The 24193-nt window shown below is 35.4% G+C and carries 20 protein-coding genes, 1 tRNA gene and 1 other annotated feature; of the genes, 16 read left to right on the top strand and 5 right to left on the bottom strand.

Annotated elements, in window-relative coordinates:
- Window positions 1-44: 44 nt before the first annotated feature.
- Window positions 45-386: a ribonuclease P protein component gene (gene rnpA / locus H7K77_RS06205; protein ID WP_186576861.1), complete on the bottom strand. Its 342-nt coding sequence runs from the start codon at window positions 384-386 to the stop codon at window positions 45-47.
- Window positions 387-582: 196 nt separating this feature from the next.
- The gene (gene rpmH, locus H7K77_RS06200) at window positions 583-717 is read right to left on the bottom strand and encodes a 50S ribosomal protein L34 (RefSeq protein ID WP_186576860.1); all 135 of its coding nucleotides are present in this window, start codon (window positions 715-717) and stop codon (window positions 583-585) included.
- Window positions 718-1351: 634 nt separating this feature from the next.
- On the opposite strand from rpmH, the gene dnaA reads away from it, so the two are divergent.
- The 8 genes from dnaA to H7K77_RS06160 all read left to right on the top strand — a co-directional run bounded on the left by dnaA (window position 1352) and on the right by H7K77_RS06160 (window position 11840).
- On the top strand, window positions 1352-2704 hold the full coding sequence (gene dnaA, locus H7K77_RS06195) for a chromosomal replication initiator protein DnaA (RefSeq protein ID WP_186576859.1): 1353 nt from the start codon (window positions 1352-1354) through the stop codon (window positions 2702-2704).
- Between the two features lie 210 nt (window positions 2705-2914).
- Window positions 2915-4057 carry a DNA polymerase III subunit beta gene (gene dnaN, locus H7K77_RS06190; protein WP_186576858.1) on the top strand — a complete coding sequence of 381 codons (1143 nt, stop codon included), beginning with the start codon at window positions 2915-2917 and terminating at the stop codon, window positions 4055-4057.
- Between the two features lie 193 nt (window positions 4058-4250).
- The gene (yaaA, locus tag H7K77_RS06185; protein WP_186576857.1) at window positions 4251-4472 is read left to right on the top strand and encodes a S4 domain-containing protein YaaA; all 222 of its coding nucleotides are present in this window, start codon (window positions 4251-4253) and stop codon (window positions 4470-4472) included.
- 48 nt (window positions 4473-4520) lie between these two features.
- The gene (recF, locus tag H7K77_RS06180) at window positions 4521-5633 is read left to right on the top strand and encodes a DNA replication/repair protein RecF (RefSeq protein WP_186576856.1); all 1113 of its coding nucleotides are present in this window, start codon (window positions 4521-4523) and stop codon (window positions 5631-5633) included.
- 14 nt (window positions 5634-5647) lie between these two features.
- Window positions 5648-5932, top strand: a complete 285-nt coding sequence (gene remB, locus H7K77_RS06175) for an extracellular matrix regulator RemB (protein ID WP_186576855.1) — start codon at window positions 5648-5650, stop codon at window positions 5930-5932.
- Window positions 5933-6035: 103 nt separating this feature from the next.
- A complete protein-coding gene (gyrB, locus tag H7K77_RS06170) occupies window positions 6036-7955 on the top strand; it encodes a DNA topoisomerase (ATP-hydrolyzing) subunit B (protein ID WP_222599247.1) in 1920 nt (639 codons plus the stop codon).
- A 158-nt stretch (window positions 7956-8113) separates the two neighbouring features.
- Window positions 8114-10669, top strand: coding sequence for a DNA gyrase subunit A (gene gyrA / locus H7K77_RS06165; protein ID WP_186576853.1), 2556 nt, complete (start codon window positions 8114-8116; stop codon window positions 10667-10669).
- Between the two features lie 88 nt (window positions 10670-10757).
- Complete coding sequence (locus H7K77_RS06160; RefSeq protein ID WP_186576852.1) at window positions 10758-11840, top strand: HD-GYP domain-containing protein; 1083 nt, start codon at window positions 10758-10760, stop codon at window positions 11838-11840.
- 20 nt (window positions 11841-11860) lie between these two features.
- Here H7K77_RS06160 and H7K77_RS06155 read toward each other — a convergent pair whose 3' ends face one another.
- Entirely contained in the window at window positions 11861-12820 is a 960-nt protein-coding gene (locus H7K77_RS06155; RefSeq protein WP_186576851.1) for a YaaC family protein, read from the bottom strand.
- 234 nt (window positions 12821-13054) lie between these two features.
- On the opposite strand from H7K77_RS06155, the gene guaB reads away from it, so the two are divergent.
- From guaB to proC, 8 genes are all read left to right on the top strand, one after another.
- Window positions 13055-14524: an IMP dehydrogenase gene (gene guaB, locus H7K77_RS06150; protein ID WP_186576850.1), complete on the top strand. Its 1470-nt coding sequence runs from the start codon at window positions 13055-13057 to the stop codon at window positions 14522-14524.
- A 625-nt stretch (window positions 14525-15149) separates the two neighbouring features.
- On the top strand, window positions 15150-15863 hold the full coding sequence (locus H7K77_RS06145) for a uracil-DNA glycosylase (RefSeq protein WP_186576849.1): 714 nt from the start codon (window positions 15150-15152) through the stop codon (window positions 15861-15863).
- Between the two features lie 118 nt (window positions 15864-15981).
- The gene (locus H7K77_RS06140; RefSeq protein WP_407926419.1) at window positions 15982-17328 is read left to right on the top strand and encodes a D-alanyl-D-alanine carboxypeptidase family protein; all 1347 of its coding nucleotides are present in this window, start codon (window positions 15982-15984) and stop codon (window positions 17326-17328) included.
- A 257-nt stretch (window positions 17329-17585) separates the two neighbouring features.
- Window positions 17586-18470: a pyridoxal 5'-phosphate synthase lyase subunit PdxS gene (gene pdxS, locus H7K77_RS06135; RefSeq protein WP_186576848.1), complete on the top strand. Its 885-nt coding sequence runs from the start codon at window positions 17586-17588 to the stop codon at window positions 18468-18470.
- A gap of 21 nt (window positions 18471-18491) precedes the next feature.
- Window positions 18492-19082, top strand: a complete 591-nt coding sequence (gene pdxT / locus H7K77_RS06130) for a pyridoxal 5'-phosphate synthase glutaminase subunit PdxT (RefSeq protein WP_186576847.1) — start codon at window positions 18492-18494, stop codon at window positions 19080-19082.
- A gap of 32 nt (window positions 19083-19114) precedes the next feature.
- Window positions 19115-19329, top strand: a binding site (T-box leader).
- 56 nt (window positions 19330-19385) lie between these two features.
- Window positions 19386-20660, top strand: a complete 1275-nt coding sequence (gene serS, locus H7K77_RS06125; RefSeq protein ID WP_186576846.1) for a serine--tRNA ligase — start codon at window positions 19386-19388, stop codon at window positions 20658-20660.
- A gap of 838 nt (window positions 20661-21498) precedes the next feature.
- Window positions 21499-21591 (top strand) — tRNA-Ser (locus H7K77_RS06120).
- A 224-nt stretch (window positions 21592-21815) separates the two neighbouring features.
- Window positions 21816-22649 carry a pyrroline-5-carboxylate reductase gene (gene proC, locus H7K77_RS06115; RefSeq protein ID WP_328701050.1) on the top strand — a complete coding sequence of 278 codons (834 nt, stop codon included), beginning with the start codon at window positions 21816-21818 and terminating at the stop codon, window positions 22647-22649.
- 56 nt (window positions 22650-22705) lie between these two features.
- Here the strand turns inward: proC and H7K77_RS06110 are convergent, their stop codons facing one another.
- Together H7K77_RS06110 and H7K77_RS06105 are read right to left on the bottom strand one after the other, a co-directional pair.
- The gene (locus H7K77_RS06110; RefSeq protein WP_186576844.1) at window positions 22706-23392 is read right to left on the bottom strand and encodes a deoxynucleoside kinase; all 687 of its coding nucleotides are present in this window, start codon (window positions 23390-23392) and stop codon (window positions 22706-22708) included.
- The gene (locus H7K77_RS06105) at window positions 23389-24030 is read right to left on the bottom strand and encodes a deoxynucleoside kinase (RefSeq protein ID WP_186576843.1); all 642 of its coding nucleotides are present in this window, start codon (window positions 24028-24030) and stop codon (window positions 23389-23391) included. Before H7K77_RS06105 ends, H7K77_RS06110 begins: the two co-directional genes overlap by 4 nt.
- Between the last annotated feature and the right edge of the window lie 163 nt (window positions 24031-24193).

Below are 24193 nucleotides of genomic sequence, written 5' to 3'. Positions count from 1 at the left end.
TATTATTAGAGAAAATTATGTCACTCAGCCCATAAATAAATTGGCTATTTTCTTAAAAGTTTAGATTTAGATAGAACATGAACTAAACTTTTTTTGACTTCCTCAAAACCCATGTCTTTTGCAGGTTTTCTCGCAATAATGATAAAGTCATAGCAATTTGCTATTCTTTCATCTAACTCTAGAAAGGCTTGTCTTAAATAGCGTTTTACTTGATTACGAACTACAGCATTTCCAATCTTTTTACTTACAGATAAACCTACTCTGTAATGACTCTGGTTATCTTTTTTTAAAAAGTAAAGTACCAGTTGGCGATTTGCAAAGGACTTACCTTGTTTAAAAACCAACTGGAACTCCTCATTTTTTTTCAAACGATAAGCCTTTTTCATGGAATGAAACCCTCCATTATTCAGCAGCCAATTAGCTACTCCAGTCCTTATCGATCTTTCTTAGAATTCTTAAGAAGAACGACCATCTATGCACAGTTTAAATATTAAATGGTAAATCTATACCATCAAATTCAAAAATTAAAAGTAATCTTCTTTTGAATACTAGAAAAAAGACCACTGACTTAATTGCAGTGGCCTATGCAGATAATACTTTTCTTCCTTTTTTACGACGACGCGCTAAAACTTTGCGTCCATTTTTCGTACTCATACGGTTACGGAAGCCGTGAACTTTTTTACGTTTACGATTATTTGGTTGAAATGTACGTTTCATCTATAAAACACCTCCCTGAGGAATTAAAAATCAGAATATAAAAAGACATTCCAATACATTATACGTAATAGGTGCCTATTCGTCAACTTACTTTTCGATAGATATTTAATGTATTCTTCCATTATAACTTATCCACAATAGCTGTTAATCACTTTTTTATCCACATTCGACTTTCCACAACACTTATCGACAGATTAATCACAAAATATAGTATTGTGGATAGTTATTATCTACAAGTTGTAGGTTTTGTGGATAACTGTCGAAAAACCATTGCGTTGCCTGCATTTATCTGGTATTATATTTGTGTTTTAACACTAAAAAAAATATCCACCAAAATTACTTTATCCACAACTGTGGATAATATGTGGACATTTACTCACATGATTGTTTATGCTTTTATTAACAGTCTTGTGGAAAACACTTATAAATATCTTTTTTAACTGATAAGACAGTTCTTTTTATCCACAAGAGCCAATTAGTTTCTTTTTAAGAATGAGGTACTCTTATAATGTATATGCACCTCGATTATAAGTAGAACACTATGTTTAACTAATCCACTATCTATCCCTAGGTACCTGGTAATTAGTTTTCTTTATTTTCCCATGTCTTATTTGTGAAAGGGGTGACAAAGATAATGGAAAATATACATGAATTATGGACAAATACTCTCCAATCTATACAAGACAAAATTAGTAAGCCAAGTTATGATACATGGTTAAAAAATACAACAGCAGATAGTATCGAGGAGGACACATTGATTGTCTCTGCTCCAAATGAATTTGCTAGAGATTGGTTAGAAAGCAGGTACACGGATCTTATTTCTGATGCTTTATTTGAAGTAACTGGTTCACGTCTTAAAACAAAATTTGTCATACCAGAAATGGAAAGTACGATTGATGATGTTAAGCCACCAGTCAAGAAAACATCGAATGTGAAACAGAATGATAATGGTGAAACGCCAAAATCTATGTTAAATTCCAAATACACTTTTGATACTTTTGTAATTGGATCTGGTAACCGCTTTGCACATGCTGCTTCTCTTGCTGTTGCAGAAGCACCTGCGAAGGCTTATAACCCTCTATTTATATATGGAGGAGTTGGTTTAGGAAAAACACACTTAATGCATGCGATTGGTCACTATGTTATAGACCATAATCCAGGAGCTAAAGTCGTCTATCTTTCATCTGAGAAATTTACAAATGAATTTATTAATTCAATTCGTGATAACAAGGCTGTGAATTTCAGAAATAAATACCGTAGTGTTGACGTTTTATTAATAGATGATATTCAATTTTTGGCTGGAAAAGAACAAACGCAAGAAGAATTTTTCCATACTTTCAATACGTTACATGAAGAAAGTAAGCAGATTGTCATATCAAGTGATCGTCCACCTAAAGAAATACCAACGCTTGAGGATCGCCTACGCTCACGCTTTGAATGGGGATTAATCACAGACATTACCCCACCTGATTTAGAAACACGTATTGCGATTTTGAGAAAGAAAGCAAAGGCTGAAGGGTTAGACATTCCGAATGAGGTTATGCTTTATATTGCTAATCAAATAGATACGAATATTCGTGAATTAGAAGGTGCCTTAATTCGAGTAGTAGCTTATTCTTCTCTAATAAATAAAGATGTAGATGCATCCTTAGCAGCCGAAGCATTAAAAGATATAATCCCTAGTTCAAAACCTAGAGTAATTACAATTAATGCGATTCAAGAGGTTGTTGGTGATAGATATAACGTTAAGTTAGAAGAGTTTGTTGCGAAGAAACGTACTAAATCTATTGCCTTCCCTAGACAAATTGCTATGTATTTATCAAGGGAACTTACAGATTTTTCTTTGCCGAAAATTGGAGAAGAATTTGGTGGAAGAGATCATACAACAGTGATTCATGCCCACGAAAAAATTTCAAAGATGATTGGACAAGATCAATCACTTCATAAAGAAATTGAAGACATAAAAGAACGATTAAAATCGATTTAATTCAACTTAAGTGTTACATTCGTTACTATCCACATGTGAATAACGTTAATAACTCGACCACACTTATCAACAGTCTATCCACAGCAGGATAGGCTTTGCTATCTAGTCTTATATAAACTTATCCACATAATCACAGGCCCTATTACTATTATTACTATATTTTATAAATAAAAATATATAATATAACTTCCACTAGGAGGATTTTATTTTATGAAATTTGTTATACAACGAGATCAATTAATGGACAGTGTCCAACATGTCATGAAGGCCATATCTTCTAGAACAACAATTCCCATATTAACTGGATTAAAAATAGAAGCTAAAGATGATGGTGTAAAATTAACTGGTAGTGATTCTGATATTTCTATCGAATCTTTTATTCCTAAAGAAGAGGATGGAATTATTAACGTAGAACAAATAGAGCCAGGAAGTATTGTTCTACAGGCTAAATATTTTCCTGATATTGTACGAAAATTACCTCAGAAAACAGTAGAAATAGAATCAGATGACCACCTAAAAGTAACAATCCGATCAGGAAGTGCGGAATTCCATCTGAATGGACAAGATGCAGATGAATATCCACAACTCGCTCAACTTCATACAGAAGATAGTTTTGAAATACCTATAGATTTATTAAAAAATCTAATTAAACAAACGGTATTTGCTGTATCAACAGTAGAAACTAGACCTATTCTTACAGGTGTAAATATGAAAGTAGAAGATAATCATTTGGATTTCATTGCTACAGACAGCCACCGTTTAGCATCAAGAAAGATACCTTTGGAAAAAAGTTCTAGTCAATTAAAATTTTCTAATGTAGTTATACCTGGGAAAAGTTTAAATGAATTAAATAAAATTCTAGATGATACGCATGACAACATAGAAGTAAGTGTTACAGAAAATCAAATCTTATTTAGAACTAAAAACCTTTATTTCCTATCACGCTTACTTGATGGTAATTATCCTGAAACTTCTAGATTAATCCCAGAACAAAGTAAAACAATTGTTTATGGGAACACAAAAGAATTGCTAAATTCCATTGATCGTGCTTCTCTTTTAGCAAAGGAAAGCCGAAATAACGTGGTTAGACTACAAACAAAAGAAAACAACCAAATAGAAATTACAAGTAATTCTCCAGAAGTTGGTAAAGTTGTAGAGGAATTAACAGCTAAATCCATTGAAGGTGAAGAGCTTAAAATTTCTTTTAGTGCGAAATATATGATGGATGCACTTAAGGTAGTCGAAAATGAACAAGTGAAAATTGAATTTACGGGTGCAATGAGGCCATTCATTATTAGACCAATTGATAACGATAATGTCCTTCAGTTAATCTTGCCAGTCCGCACTTACTAGTATTGCTAATAAAGCTCTTATTGAATTGCCAATAAGAGCTTTATTATGTTAACAGAGTCTTTTTTAAGACATGTTTCTTTATTAGGTTTATTTAGAATTTCTTACTAAAAATGAAAGCACTCGAGAGTTACTTTGCTTATTGTTGAATTTTTAGTAAAATAGAATGAAAGCCAAAAATAAATAAGGTGGTAAAATGAGCGATCAAATTGAAATTAAGACAGATTATATTCAGCTAGGTCAGTTTTTAAAATTAGCAAACGTTCTCGAAACGGGTGGAATGGTAAAACTTTTCCTTGCTGATTATGAAGTGAAAGTAAATGGTGAATTAGAAAATAGACGTGGGAGAAAGCTTTATCCTGGAGATCAAATAGAAATAGAAGAGGTTGGTCTTTTTGAAGTAGTAAAAAAATCTTAATAAACTAAGAAGAAAGCTTTCTTGATGTTATAAGAAAGGGAAATATTGATGCATATTCATGAGTTAACCCTTACCAACTACCGAAATTACGATCAACTACAACTTAAATTTGATGATAAAATTAATGTGATTATCGGTGAAAATGCACAGGGTAAAACAAATATGATGGAATCTATTTATGTGTTGGCGTTTTCAAAGTCCCATCGTACGCCAAGGGATAAAGAACTTATCCAATGGGACAAAGAATATGCTAAAATAGTAGGTAGTATAAATAAACGTAACCGTTCCTTTCCTCTAGAAATTCAATTTTCACCTAAAGGAAAAAAAGCAAAATTAAATCATATAGAGCAAAAACGTCTTAGTGATTATATTGGCGCATTAAACGTGGTGATGTTTGCACCCGAAGACCTTAACCTTGTCAAAGGAAGCCCACAAATACGAAGACGTTTTATTGACATGGAAATAGGACAGATTAAGCCAGTTTATATCTATCACCTAGGACAATATCAAAAAATACTAAAGCAACGTAATTTTTTGTTGAAAAACTTACAGAGGAATAAAACTGCAGATCGAACGATGCTTCAAGTCCTTACAGAGCAATTAATTGAACATGCTGCTGTCATAGTAGAAAGGCGTTTTAGCTTTCTCGAGTTACTTAGAAAATGGGCTAAACCAATACATCAGGGAATTAGTAGAGGAATAGAGGATCTAGAAATAAATTATATTGCCTCAATAGATGTATCAGAAGACGATAATAGGGAAAAAATAGTAAAAATATACCATGATAAATTTTCCAGTTTGGAAGATAAAGAAGTTGACAGAGGCAGTACACTAATTGGTCCTCACCGTGATGATTTGGCATTTAATGTGAACGGAAAAGATGTTCAAACTTACGGATCACAGGGACAACAACGTACAACTGCTCTTTCCTTAAAGCTCGCAGAAATTGAATTAATTTATAACGAGGTAGGAGAATATCCAATTTTACTTCTTGACGATGTATTGAGTGAATTAGATGACTTTAGGCAGTCGCACTTGCTTAATACGATCCAAGGAAAAGTCCAGACATTTGTTTCTACTACTAGTGTAGACGGTATAAAGCATGAAACATTAGATAAAGCGGAAATATTTCGTGTAGAAAATGGAACAATTGTTAAATAGAATGGGGGGCATCTATGTTTATTCATATCGGAGATGATAATGTTATACGTTCTGAAGATGTTATAGCTATTATCGATAACAGTCTAATAGCCTCGTCTACTATCAATGAGCAAATGTTATTTAATCAGAGAAAGAATAAAAAGGTATTTGATCCTCAGTTAGAAGGTACGAAATCAATTGTTATTACAAATGATTATATTTATTATAGTCCCCTTTCTGTATTAACGTTAAAAAAACGTGCCAGTATGATTTCCACTATTAGCAAGCTAGAAGACTATTCAGAAACATTTGAAGAATAAAATACTAGATCATACGTAAGGCATTTAGTTATAAAAAAATAAATCACGGAGTTATTGTGAAAAATAACTCCTCTAAAAAGAAGTGTAGGTGATTCATATGACAATGGATGGAAAAGTACCTGAGGAACAGGTATATGATGAGAATCAGATACAAGTTCTAGAAGGTCTAGAAGCGGTAAGAAAACGTCCTGGTATGTATATTGGTTCAACAAATGAAAAAGGTCTTCATCATCTTGTCTGGGAAATCGTTGATAACAGTATTGATGAAGCTCTAGCAGGTTATTGTGATCATATTCACGTTATTATTGAAAAGGATAATAGTATAACAGTTACAGATAATGGACGTGGAATTCCCGTAGGTATTCAAGAGAAGACAGGAAGACCAGCTGTAGAAGTCATTATGACCGTACTTCATGCCGGTGGTAAGTTTGGCGGTGGAGGTTATAAAGTTTCTGGTGGTCTACATGGCGTAGGGGCATCTGTTGTTAATGCTTTATCTACTGAATTAGAAGTATTTGTTCATCGTGATGGACATGTGCATTATCAAGCATTTAGCCGTGGTGTACCAAATGAGGATTTGAAAGTAATAGGCGAAGCTGATGACACAGGAACACGTACACACTTTACTCCTGATCCAGAAATATTCTCAGAAACAAGGACCTATAATTATGATACACTAGCTCATCGTTTAAGAGAATTAGCCTTTTTAAATAAAGGCCTATCGATTACTATTCACGATAAACGAAGTGAAAATGAACCAGAAACCTTCTTCTATGAAGGTGGGATAAAATCGTATGTGGAACACATCAATCGTACGAAAGAAGTGTTACATGAGCCTTTTTATGCCGAAAAGGAAGAAGATAATATCAATGTCGAAGTAGCATTGCAATATAATGATGGCTTCGCTAGCAATATTTACTCATTTGCTAATAATATAAACACCTATGAAGGTGGAACACATGAGTCTGGTTTTAAAACAGGTCTAACACGTGTGATAAATGACTATGCTCGTAAAAATAATTTATTCAAAGAAAATGACCCTAATTTAACTGGTGATGATGTGCGTGAAGGTTTAACGGCAATCATATCTATTAAACATCCAGATCCTCAATTTGAGGGGCAAACGAAAACAAAATTAGGTAATAGTGAAGCTAGAACGATTACCGATTCTGCTTTCAGTGAGCTATTTTCAAAATTTCTTTTTGAAAATCCTGATACTGCTAAAATCGTGGTAGAAAAAGGATTAATGGCATCTAGAGCGCGTATTGCTGCTAAAAAGGCACGTGAATTAACGAGACGAAAAGGCGCACTAGAAATTTCAAGTTTGCCAGGTAAACTTGCTGATTGTTCTTCTAGAAATGCAGAGATTAGTGAACTGTACATTGTAGAGGGAGACTCTGCGGGTGGATCAGCAAAACAAGGAAGAGATAGACATTTCCAAGCGATCCTGCCCCTTCGAGGAAAAATTTTGAATGTTGAGAAGGCACGTTTGGATAAGATATTATCAAATAATGAAATTAGAACCATTATCACCGCTCTAGGAACTGGTATTGGGGAAGATTTTGATATAACAAAGGCTCGTTACCATAAAGTTGTTATTATGACAGATGCCGATGTCGATGGTGCACACATTCGAACGTTATTATTAACCTTCTTTTATCGTTATATGCGTCCATTAATAGACTATGGCTATATTTATATTGCACAGCCGCCTCTTTATAAGGTGCAGCAAGGAAAAGCAGTTCATTATGCATACAATGAGAAGGAAATGGAACGAATCGTTAGTGAACTTCCTAAATTACCTAGACCAGGGTTACAACGTTATAAAGGTTTAGGAGAGATGAATGCAACTCAATTGTGGGAAACTACAATGGATCCTGATGTAAGAACACTTTTACAGGTTGGAATGGAAGATGCCATGGATGCAGACCAGGTATTTGATATGCTAATGGGAGATAAGGTAGAACCTAGAAGGAATTTTATCCAAGAAAATGCTGTTTATGTAAAGAACTTAGACATCTAATTCATATAGGCCAATGACTCGTGCTTTGGCCTATGTTACATAGAGTAGTGTTGGAAGTAATTTGGGTTAAGAGTAAAAAATGCTGTTGCGTTTTTCTATTATAGTCAATTTTAAAAAAAATAGTCTCTTTTTCCTCATTTTGATAGGAGGTAATCTTTATGGTGGATAATCAACGTCCACAAGTGCAAGAAATTAATATTGGACAAGAAATGCGTACATCTTTCTTAGATTATGCTATGAGTGTTATCGTTTCTCGTGCACTACCGGATGTCCGTGATGGAATGAAACCAGTGCACCGAAGAATACTGTATGCTATGAACGATTTAGGAATACAAGCGGATAAAGCATATAAAAAGTCTGCACGTATTGTTGGGGATGTACTAGGTAAATATCATCCGCATGGTGACTCTTCCGTGTACGAAGCAATGGTTCGTATGGCGCAAGATTTTAGTTATCGTTATATGCTAGTAGATGGTCATGGAAACTTTGGTTCAGTCGATGGAGATCCTGCGGCAGCTATGCGTTATACAGAAGCGCGTATGTCAAAAATCTCTATGGAATTGTTAAGAGATATTAATAAAGATACGATTGATTATCAAGATAACTATGATGGTTCAGAAAGAGAACCAAAAGTACTTCCTGCACGTTTTCCTAATCTACTAGTTAATGGAACTTCTGGTATAGCTGTAGGGATGGCAACCAATATACCACCACATCAGCTTGGAGAAACCATTGATGCAATTTTGGCTGTTAGTAAAGATCCAGAGATAACAATAGATGAATTAATGGAAGAGTATATTTATGGCCCTGATTTTCCAACTGCTGGTCAAATACTTGGCAGAAGTGGAATACGGAAGGCCTTTGAAACAGGAAAAGGTTCGATTACTGTTCGAGCAAAAGTTCAAATTGAAGAACACGCAAATGGAAAATCAACTATTCTAGTTTCAGAATTACCTTATCAAGTGAATAAAGCAAAATTAATTGAAAAGATAGCAGAATTGGCTCGTGATAAGCGTATTGAGGGTATAACAGATCTAAGAGATGAATCTGATAGAAATGGGATGCGTATTGTAATTGAATTACGTCGTGATGCTAATCCGAACGTAGTTCTAAACAATTTATATAAACAAACCTCACTTCAAACTACATTTGGTATCAATATGCTTGCTTTAGTTGATGGCCAGCCAAAAGTATTGAATCTTAAACAATGTTTAGTTCATTATTTAGATCACCAGAAGGTTGTGATCAAGCGTCGTACTGCTTACGAATTAAGAAAAGCAGAAGCTAGAGCACATATACTAGAGGGGCTACGAATAGCGTTAGACCATATTGATGAAATCATTACGTTAATTAGACAATCGAATACAGCTGATATTGCAAGAGAAGGCTTAATGACGCGCTTTGAACTATCAGAAAAACAAGCGCAAGCTATTTTAGATATGCGTTTACAACGTCTGACAGGCTTAGAGCGAGATAAGATTGAACAAGAATATCAAGAATTACTGAAAACTATTGCTGAACTAAAAGAAATTCTAGCGAATGAAGAAAAAGTATTAGAAATCATTCGGGAAGAATTACTAGAGATAAAAGAGCGTTTTAACGATGAAAGACGTACAGAAATAGTTATAGGTGGTACGGACTTTTTTGAAGATGAAGATCTTATACCGGAAGAAAACATTGTAATCACCCTAACTCAAAAAGGTTATATCAAACGTTTGCCGTCTTCTACTTACCGAACACAAAGAAGAGGTGGACGTGGTATTCAAGGTATGGGTACTAATGAAGATGATTTCGTAGAGCATCTTGTATCTTGTTCTACCCATGACACGGTCTTGTTTTTCTCCAATAAAGGAAAAGTATACAAGGCTAAAGGTTATGAAATACCTGAGTTTGGTAGAACTGCAAAGGGTATCCCTATTATTAATACGTTAGAAATAGAAAAAGATGAATGGATAAATGCTGTTATAACTGTCAAGGAATTTGTAGAGGATTGGTATTTATTCTTCACTACTAAATATGGTATTTCTAAACGTACTTCTCTATCGCAATTTGCCAATATTAGAAAAGGTGGTCTAATTGCCCTTAATTTACGTGATGATGATGAATTGATTTCTGTTCGTTTAACGGATGGAACAAAGCATATTATGATTGGTACGCAAAATGGCTATTTGATTCGTTTTGAAGAAGAGCAAATTAGATCAATGGGTAGAACTGCAGCTGGTGTTAAAGGAATCTCATTACGAGATGATGATCGAGTTGTGTCTATGGAAATTATAGAAGATGGTCTATTTGTATTAAACGTTACCGAAAAAGGTTATGGGAAGCGTACACCTGCAGAAGATTACCGAATTACCAATCGCGGTGGTAAGGGTATTATAACTAGTAACACAACGGATAAGACTGGTAAAATTGTAGCAGTCAAGGCGGTTACTGGTGAAGAGGATATTATGATTATGACCGTTTCTGGGGTACTAATTCGTATGCCTGTTATTGGAATTTCAATTACTGGTAGAAATACACAAGGCGTAAGACTAATTCGCCTACAAGAGGAAGAAAGAGTAGCAACAGTTGCAAGGATCGATACAGAGGACGAGGAAGAGATAGAAGAAATTGATCCTAATATCGTACAAGCTACTGAAGAACCATTAACAGACCAAACAGAAGAAATAGAAGAAATAGAAGAAATAGAAGAGTCAGATACTACGGATGAGTAATACTAGTATGATCTCTAAATTACCTCTGCTTTTATAGAAAGCAGAGGTAATTTTAAAGGTTAGCATAAAGACATGAGGTGGGGATAGTATGTGGGTGCATCCCAAACAATTAATACCAGGTTGTCGATTAATGAAGGACGTAGTTGGAAAAACAAATAATCCTATTGTCATGAAAAATACAGTTCTGGCTGAACAACATATTGAGATATTACATGCATTTTTAATAGATAATGTAGAAGTATCTGATAGGCTCGCAAATGGAAAGCTATTTGTTCCAGAGGAGCTTAAAGAAGAGGATATTGCTAAACGAGTACAGGTTGAAGAAGATTTATCATTTGAAGAGATGTATCTAAATACTGTGAAGGCTTATAAACAAGTCTTTTTAAACTGGCAAAGTGGATCACCTATCAATATGAATCAGGTTAGAAGTATTATCATACCTTTATTAAAACAAATTGAACAAGCCAATCTAGACTTATTTTTATTACACAAATATTCATCTAAAGATGATTACTTTTATCACCATGGTGTTGCTAATGCATTGATTTCTGGATTCCTTGCAAAAAAAATGGGATATCAAAAGGAATGGATACAGGTAGGTTTGGCAGGATTCCTTGCTGATTGTGGAATGTCTAAAATTAATATTAATTTATTTAATAAAAAAGGAACTTTATCTTTAGCTGAATATGAAGAGATAAAAAAACATCCTACCTATTCCTATCGAATGGTAGAAAAGATACCATCTTTATCAGTTGAAATCAAACTAGCAATCCTCCAACACCATGAAAGGTTGGATGGGAGTGGCTATCCACTTGGGATGGAAAGAAGTAAAATACATGGATTTGCCTCTATCCTTGCTGTTAGTGACACCTATCATGCCATGACATCAGAAAGGATCTATCAACCAAAGCAATCCCCTTTCAAAGTGATTGAGGAAATGATGTTTTACCAATTTGATAAATTCAGTCATGAGGTTATTCAAAGCTTTGTTAAAGGACTAGCGAACTTTTCCACTGGGACAAAAGTGCTCCTATCTAATCAAAAGAAAGCTGAAATTGTTTTTATTGAACATAGTCATCCTACAAGACCGATGGTGAGAATAGAGGATAGCCAAGAAATCTTACCTCTTAAAGATAGGCAAAGTATATATATAGAAGAGATTTTAGTATAGCAAAGGGACTGAGTAATAACTCAGTCCCTTTGTTCATATAGAAAGTAGCCTAATAAAAATGGTATCTTTTTTGCTGTAATAGAGAGGAACTTATGAATAAACGGATAATCCTCTGTTGGTAATGTGTGTAAGAGATCTCCCCACCATTCTGTTTCATAGCGGCATATCATACTCAAGTTATATAATACTAAATAATGCAACATAACTTCATGTATGGAAGAGAAATAGTGTCTCTTACTAGGAAAATATAAATGATGATTGGATAAGTGATAATAAAATGGCCCTGCTGATGATGGGCCAATCGGTTTTACTAACTCTAAATGGATATATTCCCCATCTACATAACTTTCCTTCTTAGTTGGCAGATGTGTAGAAATTTTGTCGATAAACCTACTTTCAGTCGTATGGTAATTATCCAGTAAGGCTATTGGGAATGATAATTTTGTTGAGTTCTTACTTCCTATTTTAGTTAACTTCTGCTCTCCCCTATGCAGGTAAAAGATGTCACTTAGTTCAGGAATACACGATAATAGTTTATCCATACTCACCTTTTCAATGGACAGTGCATCTATATCATACATATGTTTGGCAAAGTAAGGAAACAAACCTTTATGTTGTACTTTTGTCTCGTCTTGTAAAAAGTTGTATTGCTGTTTTTTCCTCTTTCTAGTAGAGGCACCATGTGCTAACATCGAGGTGTTTTCTGGATAGTAAGGTTTGCGTGTTAGGATACAAGCTTTTATTAAGTGGACCATTCCATAGAAATATAAAATTGGTTTTACAGTTAAACTAGCTTGATCTCCATCTTCGTAAAACTGTAACCCATGCTTTAAATAATAGAGAAACCTGTAACTATTCTCATAACTCAATTTATTCGCATCTGCTGGCATTTGTTTTTCATAGCAATGTTGTAAGTAACTTTGTGATGTATGTGATGATTGTAAATAGATTAAAAAATTTGTTATATCCTCCTGGTTCATAGACTGTTCCTTTCTATAGTGGATATTATAGATGAAAACTCTTACATTTTATGTAGATGCCTAAATCATAAATAATTCTCTATTATTAGGATGAAAAAGGTTGAAAAAGCCTGAATGATATCGTATTGTAAATAACAATAGTTAAGTCAATCGAAATATTTTTTTATATTTTGCAATTATAAATAGTGTATCCAACTTTATCTTTATTAATAATATTTTAGGGAGGCTTATCCAATGAGAGAGGACAAATTTATAAAAGAAGGCCTTACATTTGACGACGTTCTTTTAGTACCAGCAAAGTCAGATGTATTACCAAGAGATGTATCTGTTAAGACAGAGCTTTCTTCCAGAATTAAGCTTAATATACCGTTAATAAGTGCTGGAATGGACACTGTTACAGAAGCAGAAATGGCAATTGCAATGGCAAGACAAGGTGGAATAGGAATCATACATAAAAACATGTCTATTGAAGAACAGGCAGAAAATGTAGATCGGGTAAAGAGATCAGAAAGTGGTGTCATTACCAATCCATTTTTCCTACTCCCTGATAACCAGGTTTTTGATGCAGAACATTTAATGGGTAAATTTAGAATATCAGGTGTACCAATTGTAAATAATGCCGAGGAACAAGTATTAGTTGGAATTCTTACTAATAGAGATTTAAGATTTATTGAAGATTACTCTATTAAAATTTCTGATGTTATGACAAGTGACAACCTAGTAACTGCACCAGTTGGAACTACTCTACAAGAAGCAGGGAAAATCCTACAGAAGCATAAGATTGAAAAGCTACCATTAGTAGATAACAAGGGTGTGTTAAAGGGCTTAATTACAATTAAAGATATTGAAAAAGTAATTGAATTCCCTAATTCAGCAAAAGATGCGCAAGGAAGACTTCTTGCGGGTGCAGCTGTAGGAGTTACGGCTGATGCAATGACAAGAATCGATAAATTAGTAGATGCAGGAGTAGATGTACTAGTTATCGATACAGCACATGGTCATTCACAAGGAGTTATCGAACAAGTTAAGCGCGTAAGAGATAAATACCCAGAAGTAGATATTATAGCAGGTAACGTTGCTACGGCCGAGGCTACTCGTGATCTTATCGAGGCTGGAGCAAATATTATTAAAGTTGGAATAGGTCCAGGTTCTATTTGTACAACAAGAGTGGTAGCAGGAGTAGGTGTTCCACAAATTACAGCTGTAAATGACTGTGCAATGGAAGCGGCTAAATTTGGTATTCCAGTCATAGCTGACGGTGGTATTAAGTACTCAGGTGATATTGTAAAAGCTATTGCAGCAGGTGCACATTCTGTAATGTTAGGTAGTATGTTTGCAGGAGTTTCTGAAAGTCCAGGAGAAACAGAAATCTTCCAAGGTAGAAGATATAAAGTTTATCGTGGTATGGGCTCAGTTTCTGCTATGAAATCTGGTTCCAAAGATCGCTATTTCCAAGAAACAGAGGAAACGAAGAAATTAGTACCAGAAGGCATAGAAGGAAGAGTTGCCTACAAAGGACCATTATCAGATACAGTACATCAGTTAGTTGGCGGACTTCGATCTGGAATGGGATATTGCGGTGCAAAGGATATTGAATTTTTACGAAATGAAGCTAAATTCATTCGTATGACTGGTGCTGGACTAAGAGAAAGTCACCCACACGATGTACAAATTACAAAAGAATCACCAAACTATTCGTTATAATCAAAAAAAATTATAGATAAAATTGCTTTGTCATAATATGTATAGAATCACCAGTAAGAGTTTGAAACATTCCTCTACTCTAGAAGATGAGTGCTTAATCAGCGCTGCTTAAAAAACGCTCGCTTTCCGTGGGGAACGCTTCAGCTTCCTCGCTCGCAAAGAACACTCGCTGTGGGATCTTCAGACTGTTCCTTTCCCACAGGAGTCTCGCATTTTTCGCAGCTTAGTGTGGATTTCCACTCAATTAGAAATTTTATTATAACACCTTGAATTTAGAAGACCTGTTCTAAGTGTAGGCAGAATACGGAGACTCCTGTGGGAACAGCACGAGGTGAAGACCCCGGAAGAAGCGTTCTTTGCTGATGAGGAGGCTGAGGCCGTGCCCACGGAAAGCGGAGTATTCTGTCGGAACGAGTTCAAGCACAGATCCAAAGGTTTTAATAAAGTTACTGGAGATTTTATCTCAACAGTGTCATTCGACAAGCAAGTATGGAGAAAAGTCTTTGTGAAAAAAAAGATAAATAACTAATTGAATATCTACATTTAAGCTAGACTGGATCTAAGGCCACGAGTCTTTAATAGATTCAGTCTTTCTTATGACTATAAAAAAAAGAGGAGGAACATCATGATAATACCATCCAATATTCACCCAACATGGAAGCCTCTATTTACAAAAGATCTCATCAATGAATTAACTTTAATTGAGTCAAAACTTGGTGAAAATTATAATCCTAAAAAGGAGCAAATATTACGCTTTTTGACGACAGACCTTTCAAAGGTTAAAGTTATTTGGTTAGGACAAGATGTATATCCGGCAAAAGGTGTTGCAACAGGTAGATCATTTGAAGTAGGATCCTTATCCGATTGGAGCCAGCCGTTTCGCCAAGTTTCTGTAAAAAATATTATTCGATTGGTTCATAAAAGTTATTTTAAAATCGAAAAGTATGGGGAGATTAAAAGCTTTAGTGAGATAAAAGGTGATATTGCAAACTCAAAGTTTCCTATACTAAGACCAGATAAATGGTTTGATTCATTAGAAAAACAGGGAGTGCTTTTTTTAAATACTTCTTTTACATGTGAGATAGGAAAAGCAAACAGCCATAAAGATCTCTGGAAGAATTTTTCAAAAGAAGTACTATCTTTCATTTCGAAAAATTATCCTTCCGTCCAATGGTTCTTATGGGGCAAAGAAGCGAAGGAAAGTAAGAGCTATATTAAGAGTGGGATTTTTTATGAAAGTAGACATCCAATGATGTGTAGTGCTAAATATGAAGATGACTTTTTAAAATCTGATTGCTTTGTGAATACTTGGGATGTAATTAATTGGGTTGGAAACTAGCACATTAAATAGTTATGTTAAATTCTAGTAAAATGCCCTACTAAAGGACGTTTTACTTTAGCTAACGGTGTGATAAAATAACTCAAGATGCATACTAAATTGGTGGAGGTAGAGAAAGTTGAGACAGAAATTACAAGCATCGTTTTTATTACTAACAGCAATGCTTCTGGCATTTTCCATATTAGGAATTAGTCCAGTTAAAATAAGTGCTGCAGAAACATTTGATGTACAAGCAGAATCTGCTATTTTAGTAGATGCTGAGACAGGTAAAATATTATTTGCAAAAAATGCTGATGTAAAATTACCACCAGCAAGTATGACGAAAATGATGACCGAATACTTAGTGTTAGAGGCAATTGAAAAGGGTGACATTAGTTGGGAAACGACAACGCAGATTAGTGATTATGCTTTTACTTTATCTGCAAATGAAGACTTTTCTGGAATTGGTTTAATCCAAGATAAAGATTATACAGTTAAACAACTGTACGAGGCGATGGCAATTATTTCGGATAATGCTACCACTGTAGCCTTAGCAGAACTAATTTCAGGGTCTGAAGGTGAATTTGTAAAAAGGATGAATGCAAAGGCTGAGGAAATGGGATTACCTGAATATCAATTTGTTAATGCAACCGGTTTGGGTAATCAAGATATCACAAGCATCGGATTACAAGCACCAGAGGGTACAGATCCTAACGCGAATGATTTAATGTCAGCCCGATCTGCTGCTTTACTTGCTTACCATATAGTAAATGACTTTCCAGAGGCATTAGACATATCTAGTACACTTATGTCAGAGTTAGATGGAAGACCATTAGAAAACTTGAACTGGATGCTTCCTTGGGAAGATAATAACTATGTTCAATACGGCTTTGATGGAGTGGACGGATTAAAAACCGGTTGGACAAAGGAAGCTGGCTATTGTTTTACTGGTACAGCAGAACGTGATGGTAGACGTTTAATCACAGTAGTTATGAAAACAGATAGTAAAGGTGCTAGATTTACAGAAACGAAAAAGCTATTGGAATATGGGTTCTCACAATTTGGCCAGGAAGAATTATTTCCTGAAGGATATCAGATTAAAAAGGAATCAACTCTCCCAGTAGCTAAGGGTAAAGAAGAAACAGTAGAAATAGCGTCAGCTTCTGCAATAAGGGCAGCTATAAAAAATGGCGAAGAAAAAAGCTATTCTGTAAAATATAATATAGATAAAGAAAAATTGAATGAAAATGGTGAACTAACAGCACCAATTAAAAAAGGTGAAAAAGTAGGAACAGTAGAGCTTTCTTACAATGGTGAAGTAGACTATGGATATATTACTGGTCAATCAAAAACACAGCAAGTAGATTTAGTAACTACTACTGCAGTGGAGAAAGCAAACTGGTTCATGCTTGCACTAGGCTCTATTGGTGAATTCTTTGGGAATATTTTTTCAACCGTATCAGACACAATTAAAGGCTGGTTCTAAGCCAATCGATTTACCCTACCAATTAATTTTGGTGGGTTTTTTTTATACAACAAATACACATTGTAAAAGGCAACTAGGATACTTGGCTTTTGCTAGTATTTGTTATACAATGTTGAATAATAGTGCAAAACCAATTTATTTTATACTATCAGAATATTGCGGTAGAAAAGAGATAGTATAAAAAACTAGGCTAGAAGAAGTTCTTTTACTTATCAATAGCCAATATAGTTAATTGTGCAAAATGGGAGGAAATAAATATGTCGAAATTAGGTACTGATCGTGTAAAAAGAGGTATGGCTGAAATGCAAAAAGGTGGCGTTATTATGGACGTTATCAATGCAGAACAAGCTAAAATAGCAGAAGAAGCTGGTGCTGTTGCAGTTATGGCCTTAGAAAGAGTACCGTCTGATATTCGTGCAGCTGGTGGTGTTGCAAGAATGGCTGATCCAACAATCGTTGAGGAAGTAATGAATGCCGTTTCTATTCCGGTAATGGCAAAAGCACGCATCGGGCACATCGTGGAAGCTCGTGTATTAGAAGCTATGGGCGTTGACTATATAGATGAAAGTGAAGTTCTTACTCCAGCTGATGAAGTATATCATTTGCTTAAGAGTGATTATACAGTACCATTTGTTTGTGGTTGCCGTAACATTGGTGAAGCGGCACGTCGTATCGGTGAAGGTGCTTCTATGCTACGTACTAAAGGTGAACCAGGGACTGGAAACATTGTAGAAGCAGTTCGTCATATGCGTGAGGTTCAAACACAAATTCGTCAGTTAGTTCATATGTCAAAAGATGAAATAATGACATTTGCAAAAGACCATGGTGCGCCATTTGAAGTTCTACTTGATATTAAAGAAAATGGTCGTCTTCCTGTAGTTAACTTTGCAGCTGGTGGTATAGCAACTCCTGCTGATGCAGCGTTAATGATGCAACTAGGGGCTGATGGTGTATTCGTAGGTTCTGGTATCTTTAAATCGGATAATCCTGCAAAATTTGCACGTGCTATTGTAGAAGCAACAACTCACTATGAAGACTACGAGTTAATTGCAAAAGTTTCAAAAGACCTTGGTACAGCAATGAAGGGTATTGAAATTAGTACTATTGCTCCAGAACAACGTATGCAAGACCGTGGCTGGTAAAAAGAAGGAAGGTTTATGTTCATGACAAAAATAGGTGTTTTAGGCTTACAAGGTGCTGTTCGAGAGCATATCCAATCTATTGAAGCCTCTGGTGCTGAAGGTGTCGTTATTAAACGAAAAGAACAGTTAGATGATATAGACGGTTTGATATTACCTGGCGGTGAAAGTACAACCATGCGCAGGCTAATTGATAAATATGATTTCTTTGATGAACTTGTAAAATTTGGTGAACAGGGAAAACCCATTTTTGGTACATGTGCAGGTCTGATTCTTTTAGCTAATGACATTGAAGGGCAAGATAATGCTCATCTTCAGCTAATGGATATGAAAGTAGCTAGAAATGCATTCGGACGTCAAAAGGATTCCTTTGAGGCATCTTTAACTATTACGGGTGTAGCTGATGACTTTGAAGCAGTGTTCATACGTGCTCCATTTGTTATGGAGGTAGGGCAAGGTGTAGAAGTTCTTGCAACATACGGAGATAATATTGTTGCGGCAAAACAAGGTCACTATTTATGTAGTGCCTTTCATCCAGAATTAACAGATGATCACCGTATTACCGAATATTTTGTTAAAATGGTGGAACAATCTAAGAAAGAACTTGCATCTTAGTTGATTTTTAGCTATCCTAAAAAAATAATAAGTATAAAATGTTGATAGGAAATAGTAACTGTGTTTCTCTCTAAAGAGAGCTGATGTATGGTGTGAATCAGCGTGAGAATCCTGTGAATCCATCCTAGAGTGGTAGGCTGAAAAATACAGTAAGCTTACTCGGTTAACGCCGTTATGTTAAAAGTGAGCCGGAGGAGCTAGTCTCTTCAACCAGGGTGGTATCGCGGGAAAAACTCTCGTCCCTAGATTTATTAGGAACGGGAGTTTTTTGTATTCTTTTTTAATGAATAAGGAGGAATTTTTATGTTAGATATGAAGTATTTAAGAAGTAATTTTGATGAAGTAAAAGCTAAATTGCAAAATCGTGGAGAAGATTTATCTGATTTAGATAAGTTCGGTGACCTTGATGCAAAAAGACGACAATTAATTGCTGAAACAGAAGAATTAAAAGCAAAGCGGAACGATGTTTCTAAACAAATTTCTGTATTAAAGAAAGAGAAAAAAGATGCAGAAGCTATGATTGTAGAGATGCGAGAGGTCGGTGATAAGGTAAAGCAAATCGACACAGAGTTAAAGCAGGTCGAAGAAGAGTTAGAAACCTTATTATTATCTATTCCAAATATCCCACATGAAACAACACCAATAGGGGAATCAGAAGACGATAATGTTGAGGTACGTAAGTGGGGAGAAACGCCTAGTTTTGATTTTGAATCTCAAGCCCATTGGGATTTAGCAACTAATTTAGATATATTGGATTTTGAAAGAGCTTCAAAGGTAACGGGTAGCCGTTTTGTTTTTTATAAAGGTCTGGGTGCTAGATTAGAGAGAGCTTTAATTAACTTTATGATGGATTTACATGCAGAAGAGCATGGATATACAGAAATGTTACCACCATATATGGTTAACCGTACGAGCATGACAGGAACTGGGCAATTACCTAAGTTTGAAGAGGATGCTTTTAAAGTTCAAGATTGGGACTATTTTTTAGTACCAACTGCAGAGGTTCCAGTAACAAATTATTATCGTGATGATATCTTATCTGCAGAACGTCTTCCGCAAAAGTTTGTCGCATTTAGCGCATCATTTCGTTCTGAAGCAGGATCTGCAGGAAGAGATACGAGAGGGTTAATACGTCAGCATCAGTTCAATAAAGTAGAACTAGTACAGTTTGTTAAGCCCGAAGAATCTTATCAGGTCTTAGAGGAACTTACTGGCCATGCAGAAAAGGTTTTACAACTACTACAATTACCTTATCGTGTGATGAGTATGTGTACAGGTGACCTTGGATTTACTGCTGCTAAGAAATATGATATCGAGGTATGGATGCCAAGTAATGATACGTATAGAGAAATCTCTTCTTGTTCAAATTTTGAGGATTTCCAAGCACGAAGAGCAGGAATCCGTTTTAGACGAGAAGAAAAAGGTAAACCTGAATTTGTTCATACTTTAAACGGCTCTGGTTTAGCACTAGGAAGAACGGTTGCAGCTATCATAGAAAACTACCAGCAAGCAGATGGAACGATCGTAGTGCCTGACGTACTAAAACCTTATATGGGTGGCAAGGATGTAATAAAATAAAATCTTTTTTGCAGCTATCTGTTTTGGCGTAGTTTGTATAAAATACGAAGTAACTTATTAGGTGCCGCTACGGAAATTCACTACGCTTTCCGTGGGCGGAGCTTGAGCCTCCTCGGTCACAAAAGTGCGTGCACCTGCGTCTTCTAGTAACACTTCGAAGCAGGCTTCCTCGGTGCAAGGGAGCAAAGATGGTTACTCAAGTAGCCCCCTCGCTCCCTGTGGGGTCTCAACGTCTTCACTTTCCCACAGGACAAGAAATGCTTCGTAGCATAGTCATCGCACGAAGAAAATCGGGCTGTATTTTCGAGGAGTCTACGTGAATTTCCTCTGTTTATGGAGTATTTGGAATTAAGAAAACGAAATCTGACTCTCTTTAGTAGTGGATTGGAGTGGAGGGCAGTTGACTCCTCTGGGAAAAGCAAGAGAACTGCTGAAAAAGTCATCTTTTATTAAAAATGATTTTTTTACCATAAACACTATCCCAAAATCTCGCTGTTTTACTATGTTAAAGTGGCGGATTTAGTCCAATATATCTCCAGTATATATACCTAAAGTGGGGATGGATTTTTTTGGTATTTGCTCTTCTCGAAATTTATCGGACTTTTTCAGTGGCCTCGAAAAGCAACAGGTGAAGACCCCACAGGAAGCGGGTTTCTTCCGAGGAGGCTGAGGCGTTGCCCACGGAAAGGAACGTCAATATTTACACTATGACGTATTTTCCTCTCGATTGTGTAATATTAAAGACATCAAAAGGATGCAAAAGAGATTTTGTGAAAAATAAAAAGGACTGTTGACAAGCTGTTTAATAAATGATAAAGTAAAAATTGTCGTCAGTCACGGAGGAATACCCAAGTCCGGCTGAAGGGATCGGTCTTGAAAACCGACAGGGGCTTCACGGCCCGCGGGGGTTCGAATCCCTCTTCCTCCGCCATATATTGCACTTAAAAATTGGAGATTATAAATGAAAATCGTTATTTTATAACGATTTTTTTTATGTTTAAATTTATCATTTGCTCACTATAAAAAAATATCTTTACTATTACTATTCATTATAATTCCACTTTTATCCCCTTGACTGTTTTAGGATTAACTGACATAATACAAAAAATTATAATAGGTACATAGCTTGTTTAGAGGATGAGAGGGAGATATGGAGTGAATAATAAGGTTGCGTTCATTGGTGCCGGATCTATTGCAGAAGCAATTATATCAGGAATTATTGTTAATCAATTTGTAGAGCCAACAGAAATTATGGTATCTAATAAGTCTAACAAAAAGAGACTTAGTTTATTGGCTGATAAGTATGGAATAAATGGTACACAGGATATGAAACAAATTGTAGAAGGAGCAGAAATAATTATTTTATCGATAAAGCCTGCAGATATAGTGGTAGCCCTTGATAGCATTAAGCCTTATCTTAACACTCAACAAATGCTTATTAGTGTATTAGCTGGTATATCTAGCGATTTTATTTCCGATTATTTAGGCATGGATATTGCGGTTATTAGAGCTATGCCTAATACATCTGCAATGATTGGACATTCTGCAACCTCTCTTGCCTCGGGTCGCTATGCAAGTCAGAACCAATTAGATGAAGCTAAAAGACTACTAGGTGCCATTGGTAGTACAACAGTTGTAGAGGAAAAGGACATGCATACCATTACAGCTTTAGCAGGTAGCGGTCCAGCTTTTTTTTATTACACAGTTGAATCATTAGAGGAAGCAGCGAAGGAGTCTGGATTAGATCAGGCTATAGCAAAAGAGTTAATTATTCAAACACTGGTTGGGGCAGCAGAGATGCTCAAAGCTACAAATGAGTCTCCAAGTGAGTTAAGAAAAAAAATAACAAGTCCTGGAGGCACAACACAAAGAGGAATAGAGACGCTTGATAAGTACCGGTTTCAAGAAGCGATTTTGGCTTGTATTGAACAAGCTTCTAAGCGATCAGAGGAACTAGGTAATCTATTTGAAAAATTGCCTAGGAAATAAGTTACCATTCTTAACTAATAAAAAGGAATTAGGCGGTTTAGCCTAATTCCCTTTTATTAGCTCTTAGTAAGCTGTCTAGTTTTCCATTTTCGTGATTGCTGAATAAAGTGACCCACTTTTTCTAAAACAGATTCAATGGATGTTGAATCATTTAACAGATCGTAATCAGCAATATTGATACGTAAAATCGGACATGAATTAAAGCTATTAATCCAGTTTTCATATCTACCATGCATCTCTTCCCAATAACTAAGTGGTGTTTGTTGCTCCATTGGTCTTCCTCTCAGTTTAATACGATCCACAATATCCTCAAATGAACCTTCTAAATAGATAAGTAAATCTGGATGTGGGAAGTAAGGAGTCATAACCATCGCCTCAAAAAGACTACGGTAAGTTTCATAATCAACAGGTGTCATCGTTCCTTTGTCATAATGCATTTTAGCAAATATACCAGTATCCTCATAAATCGAACGATCCTGGATAAAGCCACCACCATATTCAAATATCCGTTTCTGTTCTTTAAAGCGTTCAGCTAGGAAGTATACTTGTAAATGAAAGCTCCAACGTTCAAAATCAGCATAAAATTTATCTAAATATGGATTTGTATCAACTTTCTCCAAAGAAGTACGAAATTGTAAAGCATTTGCTAAAGCATTAGTCATTGTAGACTTTCCTACTCCGACCGTTCCTGCAATTGTAATTACACTATCATGAGGAATGTTATACTTCTCTCTTAAGTTCATAAAATGACTTCTCCTTTTCGTAAGTATGCCTCTACTGTAGTAATAATTCTTGTTAAGTCATCCTTATATTTAATGAAATCTATATTATCTCCATTTATACGGATGACTGGAATGTTAGGATTGAGTTTTTCAAATTCATCCATAAATGTACTGTAATCATGGGAAAGCTGTTCTAGGTAGGATGCTTGAATATTTTTTTCAACTTCGCGACCACGTTTTTTAATCCTTGCAAGTAACGTGTCTAAGCTAGCATCTAAATAAATCATCATGTTAGGCTTAGGCATATCCTCTGTTAAAATATCATATATTTTTGCATATTTATTAAACTGACGTTCTTGAAGCGTTCTTTTAGCAAAAATCATATTTTTTGATATATGATAATCTGCAATGACAGCTTTTCCTTGTGATAAATACTTTTTTTCAATGTCTTCTAGCTGCTTGAATCTATTACATAAGAAGAACATTTCTGTTTGAAAGCTCCACTCATCAATATTGTCGTAAAACTTACCAAGAAAAGGATTCTCCTCAACAATTTCCTTTAGTAAATGTAACTGAAAGTGATCGGCTAATTCTTTAGATAAAGACGTTTTACCAACCCCGATTGGACCTTCTACAGCTATAAAAGGCAGATGATTCATTGCTTCTCCTCCAATCAAAAAAGTCAGCTTTCAACATAAAACTATATAAACTGACAAGTAAACTATATTTTATCATTTTTCTATAGCTTAGAACAGATTTACTTCATATAGGTAATAATTTCCAGTGTGTTAAATACAAAAATTCAGGAGATGAAAGTTGATC

It is taken from the genome of Aquibacillus kalidii (assembly GCF_014280935.1).
GTDB classification, from domain to species: Bacteria; Bacillota; Bacilli; order Bacillales; family Amphibacillaceae; genus Aquibacillus_D; species Aquibacillus_D kalidii.
The sequence above is the reverse complement of the archived record's forward strand: the minus strand, read 5'-3'. Positions and strand labels throughout refer to the sequence as shown.

Bases quoted from the DNA above. Each gene is read 5' to 3' on its own strand.
- rnpA (WP_186576861.1), bottom strand. From the start codon at position 386: ATGAAAAAGGCTTATCGTTTGAAAAAAAATGAGGAGTTCCAGTTGGTT.
- rpmH (WP_186576860.1), bottom strand. From the start codon at position 717: ATGAAACGTACATTTCAACCAAATAATCGTAAACGTAAAAAAGTTCAC.
- dnaA (WP_186576859.1), top strand. From the start codon at position 1,352: ATGGAAAATATACATGAATTATGGACAAATACTCTCCAATCTATACAA.
- dnaN (WP_186576858.1), top strand. From the start codon at position 2,915: ATGAAATTTGTTATACAACGAGATCAATTAATGGACAGTGTCCAACAT.
- yaaA (WP_186576857.1), top strand. From the start codon at position 4,251: ATGAGCGATCAAATTGAAATTAAGACAGATTATATTCAGCTAGGTCAG.
- recF (WP_186576856.1), top strand. From the start codon at position 4,521: ATGCATATTCATGAGTTAACCCTTACCAACTACCGAAATTACGATCAA.
- remB (WP_186576855.1), top strand. From the start codon at position 5,648: ATGTTTATTCATATCGGAGATGATAATGTTATACGTTCTGAAGATGTT.
- gyrB (WP_222599247.1), top strand. From the start codon at position 6,036: ATGGATGGAAAAGTACCTGAGGAACAGGTATATGATGAGAATCAGATA.
- gyrA (WP_186576853.1), top strand. From the start codon at position 8,114: ATGGTGGATAATCAACGTCCACAAGTGCAAGAAATTAATATTGGACAA.
- H7K77_RS06160 (WP_186576852.1), top strand. From the start codon at position 10,758: ATGTGGGTGCATCCCAAACAATTAATACCAGGTTGTCGATTAATGAAG.
- H7K77_RS06155 (WP_186576851.1), bottom strand. From the start codon at position 12,820: ATGAACCAGGAGGATATAACAAATTTTTTAATCTATTTACAATCATCA.
- guaB (WP_186576850.1), top strand. From the start codon at position 13,055: ATGAGAGAGGACAAATTTATAAAAGAAGGCCTTACATTTGACGACGTT.
- H7K77_RS06145 (WP_186576849.1), top strand. From the start codon at position 15,150: ATGATAATACCATCCAATATTCACCCAACATGGAAGCCTCTATTTACA.
- pdxS (WP_186576848.1), top strand. From the start codon at position 17,586: ATGTCGAAATTAGGTACTGATCGTGTAAAAAGAGGTATGGCTGAAATG.
- pdxT (WP_186576847.1), top strand. From the start codon at position 18,492: ATGACAAAAATAGGTGTTTTAGGCTTACAAGGTGCTGTTCGAGAGCAT.
- serS (WP_186576846.1), top strand. From the start codon at position 19,386: ATGTTAGATATGAAGTATTTAAGAAGTAATTTTGATGAAGTAAAAGCT.
- H7K77_RS06110 (WP_186576844.1), bottom strand. From the start codon at position 23,392: ATGAACTTAAGAGAGAAGTATAACATTCCTCATGATAGTGTAATTACA.
- H7K77_RS06105 (WP_186576843.1), bottom strand. From the start codon at position 24,030: ATGAATCATCTGCCTTTTATAGCTGTAGAAGGTCCAATCGGGGTTGGT.